The following is a 20,241-nucleotide window of genomic DNA, read 5'->3' as shown; positions in this document are numbered from 1 at the left end:
TTTTTAGGGCAATATTTTGTTTTACAGTGCAAATTTACTGATTATTATGTAAAAAACGCAATATATTGAAAGTTAAACTAAAATAGAGTAATATCAAAATTGCTAATCAAGGTTACTTTAGAAATAAGGGGGGAGTGGAATTATGGGTACAGAAACAATAGAAGCAACACAGCAATTATTAGAATTAATAGCAGTTGTAATTTTATCAGGAGTAGTTATGGCAAAAATTAGTGATATTGTTAAACTTCCTGATGTAGTATTATTCATATTAGCAGGAGTAATACTTGGACCATCTTTTTTAAATTTAATTAATATAGACAGGTATCCTTTAGGTAATCAGTTGATATTGACCTTTGGTGCAGCGTATATATTATACGATGGCGGTAGAGAAATAGAACTTAAGGTATTGAATAAGGTGAAGTTATCAGTCCTTCTTTTAGCTACTGTTGGAGTATTAATTTCAACTGCTATAACAGGTTTTTTTGCTGCAAAAATATTTCATTTAGATTTAATGTTTGCTCTTTTAATAGGATCAGTAATAGCATCTACAGATCCATCAGTTTTAGTTCCATTATTTAAAAATATGAAAATAAGCAGCAAACTCAAGCAAACTATTATCTCTGAATCAGCTTTTAATGATGCTGCTGGTGCAATCATAACTTTTTCCATACTAGGTGCTTTAACAGGAGGTTCATTATCAGTTGGAGAAAGTGCTTTGGAATTGCTTAAAACAGCTGGTGGTGGAATAATTGTAGGTACAATCTTTGGATTAATTGCAACTAGGCTTATAACTGAAAACAGAATGGGATTTTTGAAGGAATTTCCTTCAGAGATTTCTCTTGTAACTGTAATAGGAGCTTATGTGTTTTCAGAGCATTTTCATTTTAGTGGATTTATGGCAGTATTCATAGTTGGTATGATATGTGGAAATAAGAAAATGCTAAATTGTTTTATACCGGAAGAACATTATATAACGCAAAGCAGATTTAAAGAAGTAATGACAATAATATTAAGAATGATGATATTCGTTATGTTAGGAACTCATATCCAATTTGATGTATTAGCTAAATACTGGCAAAGCGATTTACTTGTAGTATTAATTTTAATATTTGTAGCAAGACCAGTATCGGCTTTTGTTTCTGTAATGTTTGATAGAAAGGCTAAATGGACTTTTAAAGAAATAATGTATCTTATGTGGATAAGGGAAACTGGAGTAATCCCAGCAGCACTAGCAGGAATGCTTGTTTCTATGAAGCTTCCTAACTCAGAGATTATTTCATCAGTAACCTTCACTGCCATAATTATTACACTAACCTTCCAAGCAAGTACATCTAAGTATTTGGCTAAATTATTAAAGCTGGAAGAATAATTAAATAAAATTGAATTGAAGTATAACCTCCATAGATTATTAAAGGCTATTTTTAAGATTGTTTTTCTTGGTATATAGAATAAAGCATATCTTAATAAATAGCCTTTTAATTTCCAAATTATAGGTTGAAACTTTAGCTGTTTTTATATATAATTTGAACTATACTCTGTTTTGCTATAGATTTATAATTATCTTACAAAGAATATAGCATTTTTATATTACTAAAATAGTATTAGGAGGCGATTTAAATGGAAAGAGTTTTAAAAAAAATAGATAAAGTTGCAATTTTTTTTGCTGTTTATACATTGGTTTTTCTAATATTCTTTAAGACTTTAACCTACACACTACCCTTTACATTAGCCTTTGTTTTTTCATTAATTCTAATAAAGCCAACAAGATTTTTAATAATAAAACTAAAAATAAAAAGATCTATTGCATCATTAATTTCAACAGTAACTTTTTTTATTTTTATTTCTATTTTGTTATTTTGGGGTATATATCACTTAATTCAGGAGGCTGTACAGCTAGCAAAAACTATACAAACTTACCTATCTACCAATTCAGCTTTGATCCCTAATATTTATGATAGATTATATGTATTTTATAGTAATTTAGATCCAAGCATTATAAGTACAATCGAAAGTAATCTCTCCAGCAATATAAATAAACTATCAAATGCCACATTAAATTTTACAACTACACTTTTAGGAGGAATTATTTCTATTTTTTCATCAATTCCATATGTAGTTATGGTAATATTTTTTACACTAATCAGTACTTACTATTTTACAAAGGATATGTCAACTGTTAAGGAAAAGATTATTCATATGATCCCCTCAGAAAAAAATAATGAAATAATAAGCACAGTGCAAGAATCTAAAAAGATGCTTCTCAACTATGCATTTTCATATTTAATAGTAGTGTTTATAACCTTTTTAATTACTTTAACAGGTTTTTCTATTATCAGAGTAAAATATGCACTTTTACTAAGCTTTTTATCTGCTATTTTTGATATATTACCTATTGTTGGTATGGGACTAATTTATATACCAATAGCTTTAATATTTTTATTTTATCAGAACTATGTTTCAGCTGTTGCAATCATAGCATTATATTTATTAGCCAATATAACCCGTCAAATTGTTGAGCCTAAAATAGTATCTACATCACTTGGTGTACATCCTGTAGCCATATTAGCGGCTCTGTTTATTGGAGTTATGGCGAATGGAGTACTAGGTATGTTTTTTTGTATCTTTCTTGTGATTTTTTACAATGTTTTACATAGAACAGGAGTATTATAATTATGAAAAATAAAAAGTTGTGGATTTTTCTATCAATAGCCATTGGATTTGTTATACTGACTTCTTTAATTTATAAAGCCGGCAGTTTTTCAATAGGCAAGGACAAAACAATAGAAAATTCTAAAGTAGAGGAGAACTCAGGGAATACAAAAGCTGATAATTCAAAACAAAAAATTTATGATAGTAATGGAAAACTAACTTATGAGGGAGAAATTAAAAATGGAAAACCCAATGGATTTGGGAAATCCTATTATGAAAATGGCAATGTAAATTATGAAGGAGAATGGAAGGATGGACTTTATGATGGTGTAGGAACCATTTACTATGAAGATGGAAAAATAAATTATAAAGGTCAATTAAAAAATGGCAATGCTAACGGAACTGGCAAATATTACAATGAGGCTGGAGAATTAGAACTTCAAGGAGTTTTTAAGGACAATGAATTGATTGAAGAAAAATCAGAATAAAACTTTATCTTTTGATAAAAATAAGTATAAGCGTTTTTTACACAAAAGTATATTCTAAAAAGGATGATTGTGGATGAAGACTATACTAGCAAAGGATATAAATAAAGATGAAAATGTAGAAACTACTTTGATGCTCATGAAAAAGCTTTCAAAAGAAAATGGAAAACTCATAGCCTTTTTAGGAGATAAAAGTGGAGATATAAAAGCTAATTTATCAGATGAGGCAGATGAATTAGATATTGGCAGTGTACTTTGGGTAAAGGGTGAAAATGGCAATATATTTGAAGTTTCGGAATTTAAGGAAGTTGATGATTTTGAGTTAGAGGACTATCTCCCTGCTGTGAAAAGACCAATAGAAGATATAATGAAAGAATTGGAATATATATCCAAGGAAGAGTTTAAAACTAGAGAGTCAATTGAACTAAACAATTATTTTTTTAAGAATGAAGAATTTGTTGAAAAGTTCAAAAAGGGAATAGGTGGACTTAAGCAGCATCATAATTATATAGGCGGACTTGCAGAACATTCCTTAAATGTAATGTATATGGCTAAGATTATGGCCCATCGATATGATTGTAGAAATAAAGAAATTGCTATACTTGCTGCAAAACTTCATGATATAGGAAAAATAGAAGAGTATTTTTTTGATGGACCTTTTTCTACTACTTTAAGAGGAAATATGGAGGGACATATTGTTATTGGAATAAATATGATCGAAGAAGCTTTTAGAACAGGTGGGGAAATATATAGTGAGGATTTTAAACAAAGATTAAAGGGGTGCATAGTTCAGCATCACGGGAAACCTGAATTTGGATCACCAAAAGCTACAAATACAGAAGAAGCTTTTATTGTTCACTATGCTGACTATATTGATGCTACCATGAATAAAGTAAATCAGGTAAGGGAAATTACTTTACCTGAAACTTGGTCTGAGTATGATAGAAGAATAGGAACAAGATTGTATGTTTAAAATGAAAGCTATAAATGATATTTACGTCATTTATAGCTTTTTTATTTATCTTTAAAAAGAGGAAATCTGTAAGGTGTATAGAATACTCATATTTATAAGTGCAACATAATCTAATATAAAGTAATGTAATTCAGGAGAAATAGCATGAATATTAGAAAGAAAACAATTATTATAGTATGCCTTATAGTGTTAATTTTAACTACTGTATACCATGTTTTGTCTATATATGTTTTAGGAAATAAATTTAAGCAAATAGAGAAAAATAATTTAAATGAACATATTTCACAAGCTTTAAGAATTATTCAAGATAACATAACTAATTTAGATACTCTTAACCTAGATTGGTCAAGATGGGATGACAGCTATAAATTTATTAATGATGGAAACAAAGAATTTATTGTAGCTAATTTGACTGGATTAGAATCAAATCCAATAAAGTTGAATGCTATTTCTTTTATAAATCTAGATGGAAAGGTTATTTTTAAAGAAAAAGTAGAAATTGGAGATGCTGAATTTGACCAGATTTTGAAAGAAATAAAAGAGAAAATTATATATAAGAATAATACTAAGGAATTAAATATAAAACCTTGTAAAGGAATTATTTCCATGGAAAATGGAATTATGCTTATCTCATGTAGACCAATAGTTAGAACTGATGGAAGAGGTCCCGTTAGAGGTATTATTATCATGGGAAGACATTTAAGCAATGATGAAATACATACTTTAGGTGGTGTAGATAATTATTCCATATATATAGAAAAATATTATGAAAAAAATCCATTGAATAATTATAGTATTTTTGCAGGAACTATAGTGCATTCTGATTTCAAATCAACAATATTAGATGAAAATAGAATAATAGGTTCAACTGTTATTAAGGATGTATTTGGAGATCCTAAGCTTGAATTGTTAATAGAAAATGGAAGGGGAATTTATTTAGAGGGTATGAAAACTAGAATAATATTTAATTCTAGCCTTATAGTAAGTGGACTTATTTTTGGAATTATACTTTTACTTATTCTTGAAAAAATAGTACTAATACCTTTGCAAGATTTAAGTAAAATTTTTATGGATATTGAAAAGAAACGTGATTTATCCTATAGACTACCTGTAAAAGGGGATAATGAGTTTGATAACTTATCTAGAGTAGCAAATAAAATGCTAGAGAGTTTAAATGAATATCAAAAGAAAATAGAACAAAATGAACACAGATATAGACACTTATTTGAAAGCCTAATATATGCCTTTGCCTATCTTAAAGTAGAAAAGAATGAAATAAATAATGAGAAAGATTATGTATTTTTAAAGGTAAATGAGGCTTATGAAAAGCTAACTGGTTTAATGGATAAAGATATTTCAGGTAAAAAGGTATCAGAGATTTATTGCAGCAATAAAGAGGAAATATTCAACTGGATAAAGGAAATTAGTACTAATAGCAAAATGGGAGAAAAGACACAAATTGAAAAATATATAAATTTAAAAGATAAATGGTTCTTGCTTTCAGCATATTCACCAGAGAATGGCTATATTATTGTTGTTTATCAAGATATTACTGAATTAAAAAACACAGAATATAAGTTAATAGAGGCAAAAAACGCTGCAGATGATTCTGTTAAGATGAAAAATGAAATTTTAGAGAATATGAGCCATGAAATAAGAACTCCAATTAACGCCATAATAGGTATAAATGAACTATTAAAACAAACTAATTTAAATCAAAGTCAAAAAGATTTAATAGAATCGGTTGAAAGTGCTGGCAATGTATTGCTTAATATTGTGAATTGTCTTTTAGATTTTTCTAAAATAGAAGCAGGTAAATTAAATTTAAATAATCATAAATTTAATATGTATATGTTGATTAAAAACCTTGTAAGTATAATGTCTGTAAAGGCAGATAAAAAAGGTATAGGTTTCTCTTACACCATATCAGACGATATACCTGAAATTATATTTGGGGATGAAGAAAGGTTAAATCAAATTATTATAAACTTACTCAGTAATTCAATAAAGTTTACTTTTGATGGAGAAGTAAGTTTAAAGGTTTTATTGGAAACAAAAGAAGAAGATAAAGTGTTAATTAGATTTGAAATATATGATACAGGTATTGGAATTGATAATATTACAAAGGAAGAACTATTTGAATCATATATTCAAGAAGATAGTACTGTCACAAGAAAGTATGGTGGCACAGGATTTGAATTGTCTATTTGCAAGAGACTTGCAGAGTTAATGGGAGGAGAGTTAGGAGCAAAAAGTAATTTATATTCAGGTTCTATCTTCTGGTTTAATGCATGGTTCAATTTGCAATAGTTTGAATAGAAGTGAAGAAAATATGTAAAAATTCATACATAGTGTTAAGTAATTATGGTATAATTATTTTAAATTTAAAATTATAATTAGGAGTGTGGTTTGATTTGGAATCAGACAGTACATGGCAGTTAGTAGTTTTGGCTATTCTTCTAGGTTTTTCAGCTTTCTTCTCAGCTTCAGAAACAGCTTTGATGTCCTTAAGTAAAATAAGAATACGACATATGGTAGATGAAAATGTTAAGGGAGCAAAATTAGTAAGCAAGCTAGTGGAAAATCCAGGTAAATTATTAAGTGCAATACTTATAGGCAATAACGTGGTTAATATAGGAGCCTCAGCTTTAGCAACTTCTATTGCCATAAGTCTTTTTAAAGATAAAGGTGTTGGAATTTCTACCGCTGTAATGACTGTGCTAGTATTAATATTTGGAGAAATAACTCCAAAATCCTTAGCAGCTAGAAATTCAGAAAAGTTTTCATTAATGGTGGCAAAACCAATATATCTAATAACTATAGTATTAAAGCCAGTCTCTATAATTTTTACTTTTATTACCAATGGAATTGGTAAAGTATTTGGAAGTAGAGTAGAGATGGGCAAGCCATATATTACAGAAGAAGAGTTAAAAACTATTGTTGATGTAAGTCATGAAGAGGGCGTACTTGAAGTAGAAGAAAAGCAAATGATTTACAATGTATTTGAATTTGGAGACTCTCAAGTAAAGGATGTTATGGTTCCTAGAACTGACATGATAGCCATCGAAGTTGAGACTTCATATGAAGATCTAGTAGAGGTGTTTAAAAAAGAGCAGTTTTCACGTATGCCAGTTTATAAGGACACTACTGATAATATAATTGGAATTCTTCATATTAAAAATCTACTTTTTTTAGATATGGATAGAGAAAACTTTGATATTAGAAAGTATATGGTTAAGCCGTATTTTACCTACGAGTATAAACCAACTGCAGAACTTTTTTCAGAAATGAGGAAAAATAGAATTGCTATGACTGTAGTTATGGATGAATATGGTGGTACAGCAGGTTTAATTACTATGGAAGATTTAGTGGAAGAAATAGTTGGTGATATCGAAGATGAGTATGATGAAGAGCCTCATGAAGAGATTGAAGTAATAAAGGAAGATGAATATATAGTTGATGGAAGCACTAAAATTGACGTAGTAAATGAGATGATTGGAACAAACATTGAATCTGAAGATTTTGATTCAATAGGCGGCTTTGTTATTGGTGAAATTGGAGGATTTCCTGAAAAAGGTGAAACTGTTGAGTGTGGAAACATAAAGTTTATAATAGAGGATATTGATAAAAATAGAATTAAAAAATTAAAGATACTAACCTTAGATGGTTAGTATTTTTTATACTCATTTAAAATATTAAAATATATTTGAACCTTTTATTGTTTTAAACGTTACATTTATAAGGGAAAGGGCGGTGGAAGAGTGGATGAACTAGAAGTAATTGAAAGAGCTAAACAGGGAAATAAAAGTGCATTAAACAACCTGCTTATAGATAATTATTCAATTCTGAAGGGATATATTATAAAGATTACAGGAAATCCTGAAATAGCTCAGGACGTTGTTCAAGAAGCTCTTTTAAAGGCTGCATTAAACATTAAAAAGTATACTCCTAAAGCAAAATTTTCAACCTGGCTCATTGCTATAGGAACAAATGTCTATCGTGATATGCTTAGACGGGAAAAAAGATTAGTTTCCATGGAAGAAGTTAATTCTTCTGGGGACTATAATGTAGAGGATAGTGTAATTTCTAAAGTAGAATTTAATCAAGTAATTAAAATTATTCAGAAAATGCCATATGAAAAGAGAGCTGTGTTCATATTGAAGCATTATTATAATTACAAGTATGAGGAAATAGCAGAAATTCTAGGGTGTCCTATAGGCACTGTTCGTTCTAGATTGCATCACTGCATAAAAAGTATAATAGCTGAATTAGAAAGAAGGTAAGGAATATAATGAATAAAAAAGAATCTATAGAAAACGCCCTTATAGATAAATACTATAATGAAGTTTATGGTAAGGAACTTTTGAATAATCAGCTATCAGAGGAAGAACTGAAAGAAGCAATTAAATTTCAGGAAAGCTTAAAAAGATCAAAAGAGAAAATGGATTTAATCCATGATCTTGATTTCAGTATGGACATTAACGTAATGGAAATTATTCAAAAGGCAGATGCGATTAATTGCAGTAAGAAAAACAGGTGGGAAATTATTGGCTTTATATTCTTAGCCCTAGGGATTTTGTTATCTATTGCAATTATTGCTTTATATATTGATGTAAAATATATTTTATATTTTCAACTTGTTATGATAACATTTGCTCCTTTTGCATTAATACCAATATCAAAATTTATTATTACTAAAGGAGGAAAATTTTTATGAGGGAAATTGACGTAATTAGAATTCTTTTGCCTATAGTACTACCAATACTTTTCATTCAAGGCTTATGGATATTTAAGGATGCTAAAAAGAGAGGAGAAAAGTACTATTGGCTTTGGGGAGTATTTGGATTATTAAACACTCCAGGCAATTTAATAATATACTTAATTATTACGAGAGTTATAATGGATAAATATAGTAATAGTGGTAAGATCTAAAATAATTAAAAGAAGTCGCTAATCTCTATTCACTAGTTCCTAATAGGTATAGATTTACCATTAGAGATTAGTGATTAGAGACTAGCGATTTATTTTTTTTAAAATTTATAATATGTAAAGGTTTTGATTAACAAATTAATAATTGACATATTTATTTATTGCGAATATAATAACTAATATAAAGTTGATTATCAATTTATTAAATATTCAATATTAAATTTAACAAATTGATAAATAAGCACTTATTATATTATTAAATAAAAATTTAAGGGGGTAATCTTATGGATTTAACAAAATTAGCTACATCTATCGATACTGTATGGGTACTAATTGCAACAGCGTTGGTATTCTTCATGCAAGCAGGCTTTGCAATGGTTGAAACAGGATTTACAAGAGCAAAGAATGCAGGAAATATCATTATGAAGAATTTAATGGACTTTGTTATAGGATCACTTATATTTTGGATATTAGGTTTTGGTCTTATGTTTGGTACAGACCTTGGAGGATTTATAGGTTTACCAGATTTATTTAGTAGAGGCACTTATGAGCACTTAGGACTTGGAATACCACTAGAAGCATTTCTAATTTTCCAAACAGTATTTTGTGCTACAGCAGCAACTATAGTTTCAGGAGCAATGGCAGAAAGAACTAAATTTAAATCTTATCTTGTTTACAGCTTCATTATTAGTGCAGTAATTTACCCAGTAGCAGGACACTGGATTTGGGGTGGTGGTTGGCTTTCAAAATTAGGATTCCATGATTTTGCAGGATCAACAGTAGTTCACTCAATAGGTGGATGGGCAGCCTTAGTTGGAGCAGCAATTATCGGACCAAGAATAGGTAAGTATACTAAGGACGGAAAATCAAAGGCTATACCTGGACACAGCATTACTCTAGGTGCTTTAGGAGTATTTATATTATGGCTTGGATGGTTTGGATTTAATCCAGGATCTACTTTATCAGGTACAAATGTAGATGCTATTTCTCATATTTTTGTTACTACAAATTTAGCAGCTGCAGCAGCTACATTAGTTACTTTAATAGTTACTTGGATAAGATATAAGAAACCTGACGTAAGTATGACATTAAACGGTTCACTTGCTGGTCTTGTAGCAGTAACTGCAGGATGTGATTTAGTATCACCAGTAGGAGCAGTAGCAATTGGAGCTATGTCAGGAGTATTAGTAGTTGTTGGAGTAGAATTATTGGACAAGAAGTTAAAAATTGACGATCCAGTTGGAGCTGTAGGTGTTCATTGCTTTAATGGAGTATTTGGTACTTTAGCAGTTGGTTTATTTGCAGCTAGTGGAGATAACTTAGGCTTATTCTATGGTGGAGGCTTTGGATTATTAAAAGTACAATTGATAGGTATAGGTGCAGTAGGCCTATGGACAATAGTTACTACATTTATAATGTTCAAAGCAATTAAGGCAACTATAGGCTTAAGAGTAAGTGAAGAAGAAGAAATAAGTGGACTTGACATTACTGAACATGGAATTAACAGCTATGCAGACTTTGAAGTTAAAGCTTTTGGAGAATATGAAGCAAATCCAATTAAAATCAAAATGGAGTCATAATAAATTAAATATATATAAAATATAAGGGGGATATCAATTTTGGAAAAGAAAATGACTAAAATAGATATAATAACAAGGACAAACAAGTTTGAAGAGCTAAAAAAAGGTCTTAATGAAATTGGTATAACAGGAATGACTGTATCACAAGTGCTTGGTTGTGGTATGCAAAAAGGTTTTCCAGAATACTACAGAGGAGTACCTTTGGAAATTAATTTAGTGCCAAAGATAAAAGTAGAAATAGTGGTTTCAGAAATACCAGTAGATACAGTAGTTGAAAAAGCAAAAGAAATTCTTAAAACAGGAAAAATAGGAGATGGAAAAATATTCGTATTCCCTGTAGAAAGAGTTGTAAGAATAAGAACTGGAGAAGAAAATTGGGATGCTCTTCAAGATAAATAGATTTTAGAGAGGTTTCACATTTATTCCGAAATATTCTAAAAAGTTAGTGCAATGTTAAGTAAATTAGTATATAATAATATTGTAGATGAAAATGAGTATAAAAGAATTCATGTATACGAAAAATTGTATAAGATACTATAAGATATACAGAAAAAGCTTGGGATGTTAACTATCTCTAGCTTTTTCAGTTATGTGAATAATTTTAAAATAATACTAGAAATGTTGTTATCTTTCAATATCTCATTTATTCCAAAGGAGAAAATATATATGAATTTATTTTTCATTAAACATAAGAAAAGTATTCTTAAAGCAACTATTGCTATTTGTGCAATAGTTTTTGTATATGTTGAAGGAAGTTCACAGATTAGGGCGTATAATTTTAATAGAGTTCATCATTTACTTAATAATTTAAGTATTTCTGTTATATTAATTTTAATTTTATTAGGCATCCTGTGTTTAAGTACCATGACACTTTATGATTATTTTTTATTAGAACATATAAAAGTCAAAATGTCTTTTGCGAAAGTGTGGAAATTATCTTGGATAGCTAACAGTTTTAATAACTTTTTAAGTTTTGCAGGACTTACAGGTGCTAGTCTTAGAACTTTATTATATAAGAAAAATGGTGTAAGAACAAAGGAAGCGGTTTATTCTAGTGTAATTATTGCTTCTTCTACAACTATTGGAGTTTGCTTTGCTTGTTGGCTTGTATTGTTAAACGTTTTAAATGCTAGACCAATTTTAAAAGAATATAATTTTTTATGGATAGGAGTAATAGGATTTGCAATTTATCTTCCTTTGTATTATTTTATATATGAATGGAAATGGTTAAAGAAAAAATTTATGCCAGAAATATATAACAACAATATGGAACCAAAAGAAATAAGAATAAAAGTAATGGCAGTATCTTTACTTGAGTGGTTTTCTATTGCTATGTTATTTTGGAGTATTTGCAGATTATTCACACACCAGGTAGGATTAATTGAGGCAATGGCCATAATAACCATGTCTTCTGTAGGTGCTATGATGAGTTTTATTCCAGGAGGGATGGGGTCCTTTGATTTAATATGTCTTCTAGGGCTTAGGTTTATGGGTACACCACCAGATAGGGCTATGGCAATATTAATTATATATAGACTATTTTATCATGTTATACCATGGATTATAGGTGTATTCCTGGGGATAAGTGAAGTTATTCAAAAGAAACCTAAAGTTAATTAAGAATTTTACGAGGTAAAATTCTTATAAATTGACAATTAAGGAAGTAATTAAGTAGATCTTAATTACCAATCTTAATAATTGCAGCAAAGCTGCAATATAATCTAGTTTTGCCTTAGCAAAACATCCTTCATTGCCAATTGTCAATTGTGCATTGTCAATTTTAAAAATGCGACGCATTTTTCTATATCTGTATACTTAATGATTTGTAATCATAAAATAGATTATATTATATTTAGGAGGTAACTAAATGAGTAAAACTTTAAAATCAGTATTTATTGTATTAGGGATAATTTTAATATTAGCAATACCTGTTGTAAGCGGATATAACAAGATGGTGGCACTTGATCAAGTCGTAACTAGTGCGGAAGGCGATATAGAAACAGAACTGCAGAGAAGAAATGATCTTATACCTAACTTTGTAAATACTGTAAAGGGATATGCAACTCATGAAAAAGAAATATTCACTGAGGTAGCTGATGCCAGGGCAAAGCTTGGAGGAGCAACAAATGTTGAGGAAAGAGCAAATGCAGATGCAGAGCTTTCATCATCTTTGTCAAGATTATTAGTAGTAGTTGAAAACTATCCAGAATTAAAAGCAAATCAAAATTTTAGAGATTTATCTGTAGAGCTGGAAGGCACAGAAAACAGAATTAAAATTAAAAGACAAGAATATAATGAAGCAGTAAAAAATTATAACACTACTATTAGAAGATTTCCCAATTCAATAATTGCAGGAATTTTTGGGTTTGAACAAAAGGATTACTATAAAGCTGCTGAAGGTGCAAAGGAAGTTCCAAAGGTTGATTTCACGAAATAAGTTTACGATGAGGTGAATTCATGGGGAATAATAAAAGTATTAGATTAAAGCTGCTATTACCATTAATCTTAATTATGTCACTACTTGTTATACCTGTTAAAGAAGTAATAGCAGTAACATATCCACAGCCTACAAGCTTAAAATATGTTAATGATTATGTAGGTATTTTGGAAAATAGCACTGTTGAGTATTTAATATCAGTTGGAAAAGAGCTGGAAGATAAGACAGGAGCAGAAGCAACTGTAGCAATCATTAAATCTCTTGAAGGAAATGATATTAGAGACTATGGTTATAAGCTCTTCTCAAATTGGGGAATAGGTGAAAAAGGCAAAAATAATGGTCTGTTAATATTAATTGCTATGGATGAGAGAACTTGGTCTGTAGAAGTAGGAAAGGGACTTGAAGGAGCAGTTCCAGATATTCTAACTAGCAGAGTAATGGAAGAGGTTGCTGTTCCAAGATTTAAAAATAATGACTACAATAGTGGCATCAAGGAAGCCTACTCGGTTCTTGCTGATGCAATCAGTAAAGAGTATGGAGTAACCTTAGAGAAAAATGAGAAAATAAATTACAATTATAGCAATGATGGAAAACATGTAGGAAGCTCTATTCCGGTGTTCTTTATTTTAGGATTACTTCTTTTAGATATAATTTTCAATAGAGCTAGAATAATTAGGTTTTTTCTAGAAATAGTATTTTGGAACTCTATTTTCCGAGGAGGTCGTGGTGGACGCGGAGGCGGAGGCTTTGGCGGAGGCGGAAGTGGTGGTTTTGGCGGCTTCGGCGGTGGAAGCAGCGGAGGCGGAGGATCATCAGGAAAGTGGTAAAATAGGTGCCAGGCACCGGAGAAAGGAGAATACAGGGAATTCTCCTTTCTCCGGTGCCTGGCACCTTTTACTTAATAATGTACTCTAACTAGCCAAAACTTTATATTTTTATCACTCCAACCAAGATCCCATGGAACTCTATATCTATCAGTATTATGGCAGTTTACAAGTGAATAACCCTTTGAATCTGCTCCTGTGACTACTGATATATGGGTAATTCTTCCTTTCTTTTCATAAGCCACAAAATCTCCAGGTTGAAGCTTGTAGGAAGCTTTATATACCTGATTGTAGTTACCTTTTGCAATTACTGAAGCTCTCCCGCTCCCAACCATGTAATCTTTAAACCCTTGTGCATTAAGCCAAGCCTTTGTACCTCCAGTTTTATTAAAATTCCAAGCGCCAGTTTTTTTAAATTTTCCACCTTCAAAAAGAATTTGTGATGCAAAATTTGCACAATCGCCTCCAAGAGGATTATAGTCACCATATTTTTTGTTATATTTGTACCCATACTTCTCTTCAGCAGCAGTACCACAATATTGATCAGCATACTCTACAGCGGATATTCTTCTATTATTTAAATTAGAAAAATCCCTTGAAGTTTGTGAAAGTATGTATTCCTTGATATCATTTGCCTTAATATTATCTAAATTTAAAGAATCTGCAAAAGGATCTGTATACCATTCCTTAGTGATAAACCATTTTTCATCCTTATTATTCAATCTCAAAGAGTGGGAAGTTCCTATTCTAAAACTATTTATCTCTTCTGTTTGGCTGATTTCAGATTTTTCATTTTCATATACATAAACATATTCTGTTGAACACATAAGATTGATATTATAAATTCCATTTCCTCCTTTAATGCTTCTGATAACAATTTTAGGATTAATGCTGATAAATTTTACGCCCTGCTTTTCAGACCAGTTGTGAAGATACTTTAGCTTTTTTATCTCATGTTCATAAGCCCAAGTTCCGTATTTAGTCTTTAGATCATAAATATTCCCTATTGCTTTTTCATCATTTGTTAAAATAGATAAATTTCTTAATCTAAAAATCTCTTCTACCTTTGTTCTTACTTCTTCCTGATTATTATCTAAATTTATTACAGGTGTGTTTTTAAAAAATAAAATAAAGCTAAGGAATGCAAGAATCAGTAGAATCGATAAAAAAATGATAAATTTTGATCTCTTAATAACTATAAACATAATTAGAAAACCTCACTAATATTATATATTTACATTTATATGAAGGTAAATTGATATATATTAACTATGGTAATAATAAATTAACAATTTCCTAATATATTAATTAATAACATAAATTTACTTTTAGGGTTAAATATGATATTATATTACTAAGTATTGAAATGTGTTTTAAGGAGTGATACTATGGGGCAGCATAAAGAAAGAGATTTAAAGCTTGTTACAGAAGAAATAGAAAGCCTAAGAGATGTTTTAAATGAAGTTGTTGCTGACATGGAAAGCTCAGAAGAAGAAGTGTTAGAAGTAAGCAAGGCTTTAGATGAACTCATTAATGAGTATATGATAAAAATTAAGAAAAGTGGATGAGTGAGAAAATTATGGTGAAATTTTTATAGCCATAATTTTTTTTCATTTTCGATAATACTAGGTCCTATGTATCCTATTTTATCTAGCTAGCATATAGTAAATTAGTATGAATTTAGGAGGTGCACTTTTGGATATTTATGTTGTTAAACCAGGGGATAGTATATATACTATTGGTAGACAATTTGGAGTGTCCCCAGAGAAAATAATAAGAGATAATGAAATAACAAATCCAGGAAGACTAGTTGTAGGACAAAGCTTAGTTATTTTAAGAGACAATTTTAGATATACAGTTGTAGCAGGAGATAGCCTTTATTCCATTGCAAGGAAATACGGGACAACAGTTCAAAGTATACTGGATGCAAATCCTCAAATCACTAATCCATCAGCTATTTCACCAGGACAGGTAATTATCATTCCACCTACTGAGAGAATAGGAACTTTAGAAGTTAATGGATATGCTTTTCCTAATATTAATCTAGATGTGTTAAGAAGAACCCTACCTTATCTAACTTACTTGAGTATATTTAGTTATCAGGTAAGGCCAGATGGAAGTCTTTCTACCATTAATGATACCCCTTTAATACAGGCAGCAAGAGCTGCAAGAGTTGCTCCACTTATGGTAATAACTAATATTGAAGAAGGAGGAAGTTTTAGTAGTCAATTAGCAAGGACTATACTTACAAATCAGCAGGTTCAAGATACTCTAATAAATAATGTTATAGAAACCTTGAGAAGTAAAAATTATTATGGGTTAGATATAGATTTTGAATATATTTTTCCAGAGGATAGGGAGGAATATAATAATTTTCTAAGAAAAGTAGTAGCAAGATTAAGACCTCTAGGCTATACAGTAACCAGTGCATTAGCACCAAAGACCTCAGCAGATCAGCCAGGACTATTATATGAAGCACATGACTATCCTGTTCATGGAGCTCTCTTAAATCACGTAATTCTTATGACCTATGAATGGGGTTACACCTATGGACCGCCTAAGGCTGTTGCTCCTATTAATGAAGTAATAAAAGTACTTAACTACGCAGTTACTGCAATACCTAGAGATAAAATATTAATGGGAATACCAAACTACGGTTATGATTGGACCCTTCCTTACGTTAAAGGTACTGCTGCTAGAAGTATTGCAAATACAGCTGCCGTGGACTTAGCTGCAAGGTACGGGGCCGTAATTAGGTATGATGAAAAATCTCAGGCACCTTTCTTTAACTATTTTGATGCTTCAGGAAGGCAGCATGTGGTATGGTTTGAAGATGCCAGAAGTATGGATGCTAAATTAAGACTTGTTAATAGGTATAATCTTGGAGGAGTAAGCTATTGGACAATAAATAGGTTTTTCCCTCAAAATTGGCTTGTGCTTAATTCTTTATATAGAGTAGAAAAGAAGCTATAATTTAATAATAATAGTAGTAGAAAATTTCAAAAGCATTTTTCATAGTTCATAATTACTAAAAAGATTAAAAGAAGTCGCTAATCGCTAATCGCTAGTAGCTAAAAATTAAAGATTAATAATAAAGTCTTATGACTATAATCTAGCGATTAGAGATTGGAGACTAGAGATTTCTTTTAACTTGTGTTGAAGCTTTCTTATTATTAATTAAAACTTAAAATTCTTTGCTTTACTTAAGTGAAAAAACTACGATAATTACTTGAGGTGATTGCTTATGAGATATGTACCAACTAGCTGCTTAAGACCAGGAATGATTTTAGGAAAAAACCTATACTCTCAGGATGGAGTAGTGCTTCTTGCAAAGGATGTACAAATTACAAAGGAGTACATAGATAATATACAAAAATTATTAATAAATGGTGTTTATATTGAAGATAGTGTATCAGAAAATATCAAAATAGAACATGTAATCTCTGATGAATTAAGAATTAAAGCCGTTAAATCTATAAAACATATTTACAACAACCCCAAAAATATTACTAAAACTTTAGAGATAGTAGAAAATATAGCAAAATCTGTAATAGGTGAAATATTAAGAAATAAAAGCGTAATGATAAATATGATAGATATTAAAAACTATGATGATTTTTTATTCAGCCACTGTGTTAATGTTGCTGTATTGTCATCAGTAATTGGAATTGCGCTAAATTTAGAAGATTCAAAATTAGAAAAGCTGGTAGCATCTGCAATGCTTCATGACATTGGGAAGGTATTTATTCCAAAAGAACTTTTAACAAAAGAAGAACTTACAGAAGAAGAAGAGAAAATCCTAAAATCTCACCCTGAAAAAGGCTACAGATACATAAAAACTTATCACAATTCAATTGCTGTAACCTCCTATGTAGGAATACTCCAACATCATGAAAGATTTGATGGAAAAGGATATCCAGATGGTAAAAAAGGAGAAAAAATATCTCTTTTTGGGAGGATATTATGTCTTTGTGACATCTATGATAAATTAATTACTGAAAGACCACATAGGAAGGCAAGCTTGCCTTCAGAAGCAATAGAGTATATAATGGCTTATAACGGGAGTGTTTTCGACCCTAAGCTAGTTAAGGTATTTCTAAAAAAAGTAGCTCCATATCCTTTAGGAACAATAATTCAGCTAAGTAATGGACAAAAGTCTATAGTAGTAGAAAATAATGAAGATTGCTCACTAAGACCAATAGTAAGAATATTAGATAATCAAGAGATTGTAAATCTTACAGAAGATTGGAATTATAGAAATGTGACAATTGTCAGTGTAAATAATTATTAAAGGTATTAAAGGTGCCTGGCACCTGACAAATGCATTTTAACTAGAATGGAGTGCAAAGGTATGAAAATAGAAATAACTAAAAGCTTCAAGCTTTTTGCTATTTTATTATTCTTAATTATGCTTACTGGATATAACGGAAATATAAATGCTCAAGTTATAGAAGAGCCAATAGTAAAAAAGGACAAGGTTTGGAAGATATTATTTGATGATGAAGTAAATTTTGATAGTAGAGCAGTAAGAGCGATAAATGTAACTAATAAAAAAGGCGAAAAGGTTAATATTAGCTTGGAGCTTAGTTCAGATAAAAAGGCCATACTTGTAAAGCCTCCTATTAGAAATTATGAAGAAGGAGAATCCTATACACTTACAGTAGACACTAATGTTCATGGAGTTAGGAAAGGAAAGCTTAAGAAAAAGAAGCAGTTAAAATTTACTGTAAACGCTGAAAACATTTTCGCAGGAATGACAAATTTGAAACCAGATGATAATGTTATAGCCCAAGGAGACAAAAAATTTATATTTAATGAACTTAATAAAATTTCTCAAGTTGATGAAAAAAATTTAACCAATAGTGGATGGAAAGTTACCATATATAAATTAAGAAATTTTTCAGAAATAAGGCCCCTATTATATAGTATTCAGGGTTCAAAGGATATAAAAATTCCATTAAAATTAAAGGGATGGCTTGGAGTTAGCATTGGATTTACAAGTGATACTGAAGAATTTAAAGTTGCCTATAAAGATAAGGAATTTTCATATAAAAATTTTGATAAAAATAATGTAAAAAGAACAGATAAATATATAAATGAACAATTTATTTTTGCTGAAAATTTTAATGAAGACAGTATTATAATTAGGCCTGTTGAAGGGAAAAAAACAGAAATTGCCTATATTAAGTTTACATCCTTAAATGAAAAGCAAATTTCACTTTATAATAAGAAAGCTTTAGAAGATAAATCTTTGGTATATGATAATGATGGGTTTACGGATTTCTTCTGGGGAAAATATCCTGATGCATCAAAACTAGAAGAAATGCCAGTAAATTTAAAAAATAAGCTAAAGGCTGATGAATTAAACTGGTGTTTAGGAACTACCGGACTTCTTAATTATGATAGTGAATACGCAGGTCCAGCCTTTTATGGAGCAGCTAAATATGATAATGATGTAAGAGAAGGGGACATACTTGCAAGAAAGCAAATCATAAATATAATCAACTCCACTGGGAAAGCACCTGTTGAAGTAGTAGGTACAAAGGGCCAGGAAATTAATTTAGGTGTCAGTGCATCACTCAGAATGAATGCTTTCTATAATGAAAAAGCATTAAAGTTTTTAAATGGGTATATGTATGATTATTATGATGATTGCCTTCAAGAAGATAGCCATTTTCTTAGCTTCTACTATCCAAAGTACAGAAAATATATTATAGAGATATTAAAGGAAGCAAGTGGGTTAAGAGGAGTTAAAAGCTTAAACCTAGATTTTTGTAGATATCCTTATGTAATGGGAAGCGAAGCTAGTCTAGATGAGAAAATCCAAATAATGAATGATTTTTTAAGAGAAATCAGAAGCGAAATTCCGAATATGAAAATTGCAGTAAGATTTCCATATACAGATGCTCTTGCTTATGGCTTAGACGTTGAAACTTGGATACGTGAAAGGCTCGTTGATAGAATAATTCCATCAGCCTTAAGTTATGAGGAATTTTTTGATGTAAGTAAATTTGCTGAATTAGTTAAAGATACTAATATTGAATTGTATGTTGGAATTACTGCGAATATAAAGGGAATAGATTTAACACCTGAAACAGAAAAGCTTCTTAAGGAGGGGAGATACGTTAGCGACAATAAGTATCTTTCACCTGAAGAATATCTATTTAGAGCAAAACAATCCTATGATGCAGGGGCAAAAGGATTATTTCTATTTAATACTTTAAATGATCTTGATCTTGAAAGTGATGTATCTCCAGATCTTAAGCTGTTAAAGTCTTCAATAGAAGTGGACAAGTGGATGGAGTTTGGTTATCCAGCTTACCTAGTAAATTCAAGAATCGATTGGGAGTTATAGATGGAAGGT

At 30.2% G+C, this 20,241-nt stretch carries 19 protein-coding genes; 18 read left to right on the top strand and 1 reads right to left on the bottom strand.

The features are described from left to right. Positions 1-142: 142 nt before the first annotated feature. The 14 genes from CLHOM_RS03815 (at position 143) to CLHOM_RS03750 (ending at position 13,880) form a co-directional block, all read left to right on the top strand. Positions 143-1,369, top strand: a complete 1,227-nt coding sequence (locus CLHOM_RS03815; protein ID WP_052220365.1) for a cation:proton antiporter — start codon at positions 143-145, stop codon at positions 1,367-1,369. A 248-nt stretch (positions 1,370-1,617) separates the two neighbouring features. Continuing rightward, positions 1,618-2,670, top strand: a complete 1,053-nt coding sequence (gene ytvI, locus CLHOM_RS03810) for a sporulation integral membrane protein YtvI (RefSeq protein WP_052220364.1) — start codon at positions 1,618-1,620, stop codon at positions 2,668-2,670. A gap of 2 nt (positions 2,671-2,672) precedes the next feature. Further along, positions 2,673-3,137: a toxin-antitoxin system YwqK family antitoxin gene (locus CLHOM_RS03805; RefSeq protein ID WP_052220363.1), complete on the top strand. Its 465-nt coding sequence runs from the start codon at positions 2,673-2,675 to the stop codon at positions 3,135-3,137. A gap of 73 nt (positions 3,138-3,210) precedes the next feature. After that, complete coding sequence (locus CLHOM_RS03800) at positions 3,211-4,107, top strand: HD domain-containing protein (RefSeq protein WP_052220362.1); 897 nt, start codon at positions 3,211-3,213, stop codon at positions 4,105-4,107. A gap of 144 nt (positions 4,108-4,251) precedes the next feature. Beyond that, positions 4,252-6,417, top strand: a complete 2,166-nt coding sequence (locus CLHOM_RS03795) for a CHASE4 domain-containing protein (RefSeq protein ID WP_052220361.1) — start codon at positions 4,252-4,254, stop codon at positions 6,415-6,417. Between the two features lie 104 nt (positions 6,418-6,521). Beyond that, positions 6,522-7,778 (top strand): HlyC/CorC family transporter, encoded by a 1,257-nt coding sequence (locus CLHOM_RS03790; RefSeq protein ID WP_052220360.1) that lies wholly within the window; start codon positions 6,522-6,524, stop codon positions 7,776-7,778. A gap of 90 nt (positions 7,779-7,868) precedes the next feature. Then, the gene (gene sigY / locus CLHOM_RS03785) at positions 7,869-8,390 is read left to right on the top strand and encodes an RNA polymerase sigma factor SigY (protein WP_052220359.1); all 522 of its coding nucleotides are present in this window, start codon (positions 7,869-7,871) and stop codon (positions 8,388-8,390) included. An 8-nt stretch (positions 8,391-8,398) separates the two neighbouring features. Further along, entirely contained in the window at positions 8,399-8,824 is a 426-nt protein-coding gene (locus CLHOM_RS03780; RefSeq protein ID WP_052220358.1) for a hypothetical protein, read from the top strand. Continuing rightward, positions 8,821-9,039, top strand: a complete 219-nt coding sequence (locus tag CLHOM_RS03775; RefSeq protein ID WP_074782751.1) for a hypothetical protein — start codon at positions 8,821-8,823, stop codon at positions 9,037-9,039. Before CLHOM_RS03780 ends, CLHOM_RS03775 begins: the two co-directional genes overlap by 4 nt. Before the next feature lie 281 nt (positions 9,040-9,320). Continuing rightward, positions 9,321-10,616: an ammonium transporter gene (locus CLHOM_RS03770; RefSeq protein ID WP_052220357.1), complete on the top strand. Its 1,296-nt coding sequence runs from the start codon at positions 9,321-9,323 to the stop codon at positions 10,614-10,616. Between the two features lie 39 nt (positions 10,617-10,655). Next, a complete protein-coding gene (locus CLHOM_RS18655; protein WP_052220356.1) occupies positions 10,656-11,015 on the top strand; it encodes a P-II family nitrogen regulator in 360 nt (119 codons plus the stop codon). A 267-nt stretch (positions 11,016-11,282) separates the two neighbouring features. Further along, positions 11,283-12,236, top strand: coding sequence for a lysylphosphatidylglycerol synthase domain-containing protein (locus CLHOM_RS03760; protein WP_052220355.1), 954 nt, complete (start codon positions 11,283-11,285; stop codon positions 12,234-12,236). Between the two features lie 247 nt (positions 12,237-12,483). Then, positions 12,484-13,053 carry a LemA family protein gene (locus tag CLHOM_RS03755; RefSeq protein WP_052220354.1) on the top strand — a complete coding sequence of 190 codons (570 nt, stop codon included), beginning with the start codon at positions 12,484-12,486 and terminating at the stop codon, positions 13,051-13,053. 20 nt (positions 13,054-13,073) lie between these two features. Further along, the gene (locus CLHOM_RS03750; protein ID WP_052220353.1) at positions 13,074-13,880 is read left to right on the top strand and encodes a TPM domain-containing protein; all 807 of its coding nucleotides are present in this window, start codon (positions 13,074-13,076) and stop codon (positions 13,878-13,880) included. Positions 13,881-13,951: 71 nt separating this feature from the next. On the opposite strand, the gene CLHOM_RS03745 is transcribed toward CLHOM_RS03750, so the two are convergent. Then, on the bottom strand, positions 13,952-15,082 hold the full coding sequence (locus CLHOM_RS03745) for an amidase domain-containing protein (RefSeq protein ID WP_052220352.1): 1,131 nt from the start codon (positions 15,080-15,082) through the stop codon (positions 13,952-13,954). A 183-nt stretch (positions 15,083-15,265) separates the two neighbouring features. Here CLHOM_RS03745 and CLHOM_RS03740 point away from each other — a divergent pair, with 183 nt between their 5' ends. The 4 genes from CLHOM_RS03740 to CLHOM_RS03725 all read left to right on the top strand — a co-directional run bounded on the left by CLHOM_RS03740 (position 15,266) and on the right by CLHOM_RS03725 (position 20,232). Then, complete coding sequence (locus tag CLHOM_RS03740; RefSeq protein ID WP_052220351.1) at positions 15,266-15,445, top strand: Spo0E family sporulation regulatory protein-aspartic acid phosphatase; 180 nt, start codon at positions 15,266-15,268, stop codon at positions 15,443-15,445. 127 nt (positions 15,446-15,572) lie between these two features. Continuing rightward, positions 15,573-16,850, top strand: a complete 1,278-nt coding sequence (locus CLHOM_RS03735; protein ID WP_052220350.1) for a LysM peptidoglycan-binding domain-containing protein — start codon at positions 15,573-15,575, stop codon at positions 16,848-16,850. A gap of 271 nt (positions 16,851-17,121) precedes the next feature. Beyond that, entirely contained in the window at positions 17,122-18,168 is a 1,047-nt protein-coding gene (locus CLHOM_RS03730; protein WP_052220349.1) for an HD-GYP domain-containing protein, read from the top strand. A gap of 60 nt (positions 18,169-18,228) precedes the next feature. Next, positions 18,229-20,232 carry a glycoside hydrolase family protein gene (locus CLHOM_RS03725; RefSeq protein WP_074782753.1) on the top strand — a complete coding sequence of 668 codons (2,004 nt, stop codon included), beginning with the start codon at positions 18,229-18,231 and terminating at the stop codon, positions 20,230-20,232. The last annotated feature ends 9 nt before the right edge of the window (positions 20,233-20,241 follow it).

Origin of the sequence: Clostridium homopropionicum DSM 5847 (assembly GCF_001263795.1) — a bacterium.
GTDB classification, from domain to species: domain Bacteria; phylum Bacillota; class Clostridia; order Clostridiales; family Clostridiaceae; genus Clostridium_H; species Clostridium_H homopropionicum.
Note: the sequence above shows the minus strand (reverse complement) of the source record. Positions and strands in the feature narration are given on the sequence as shown.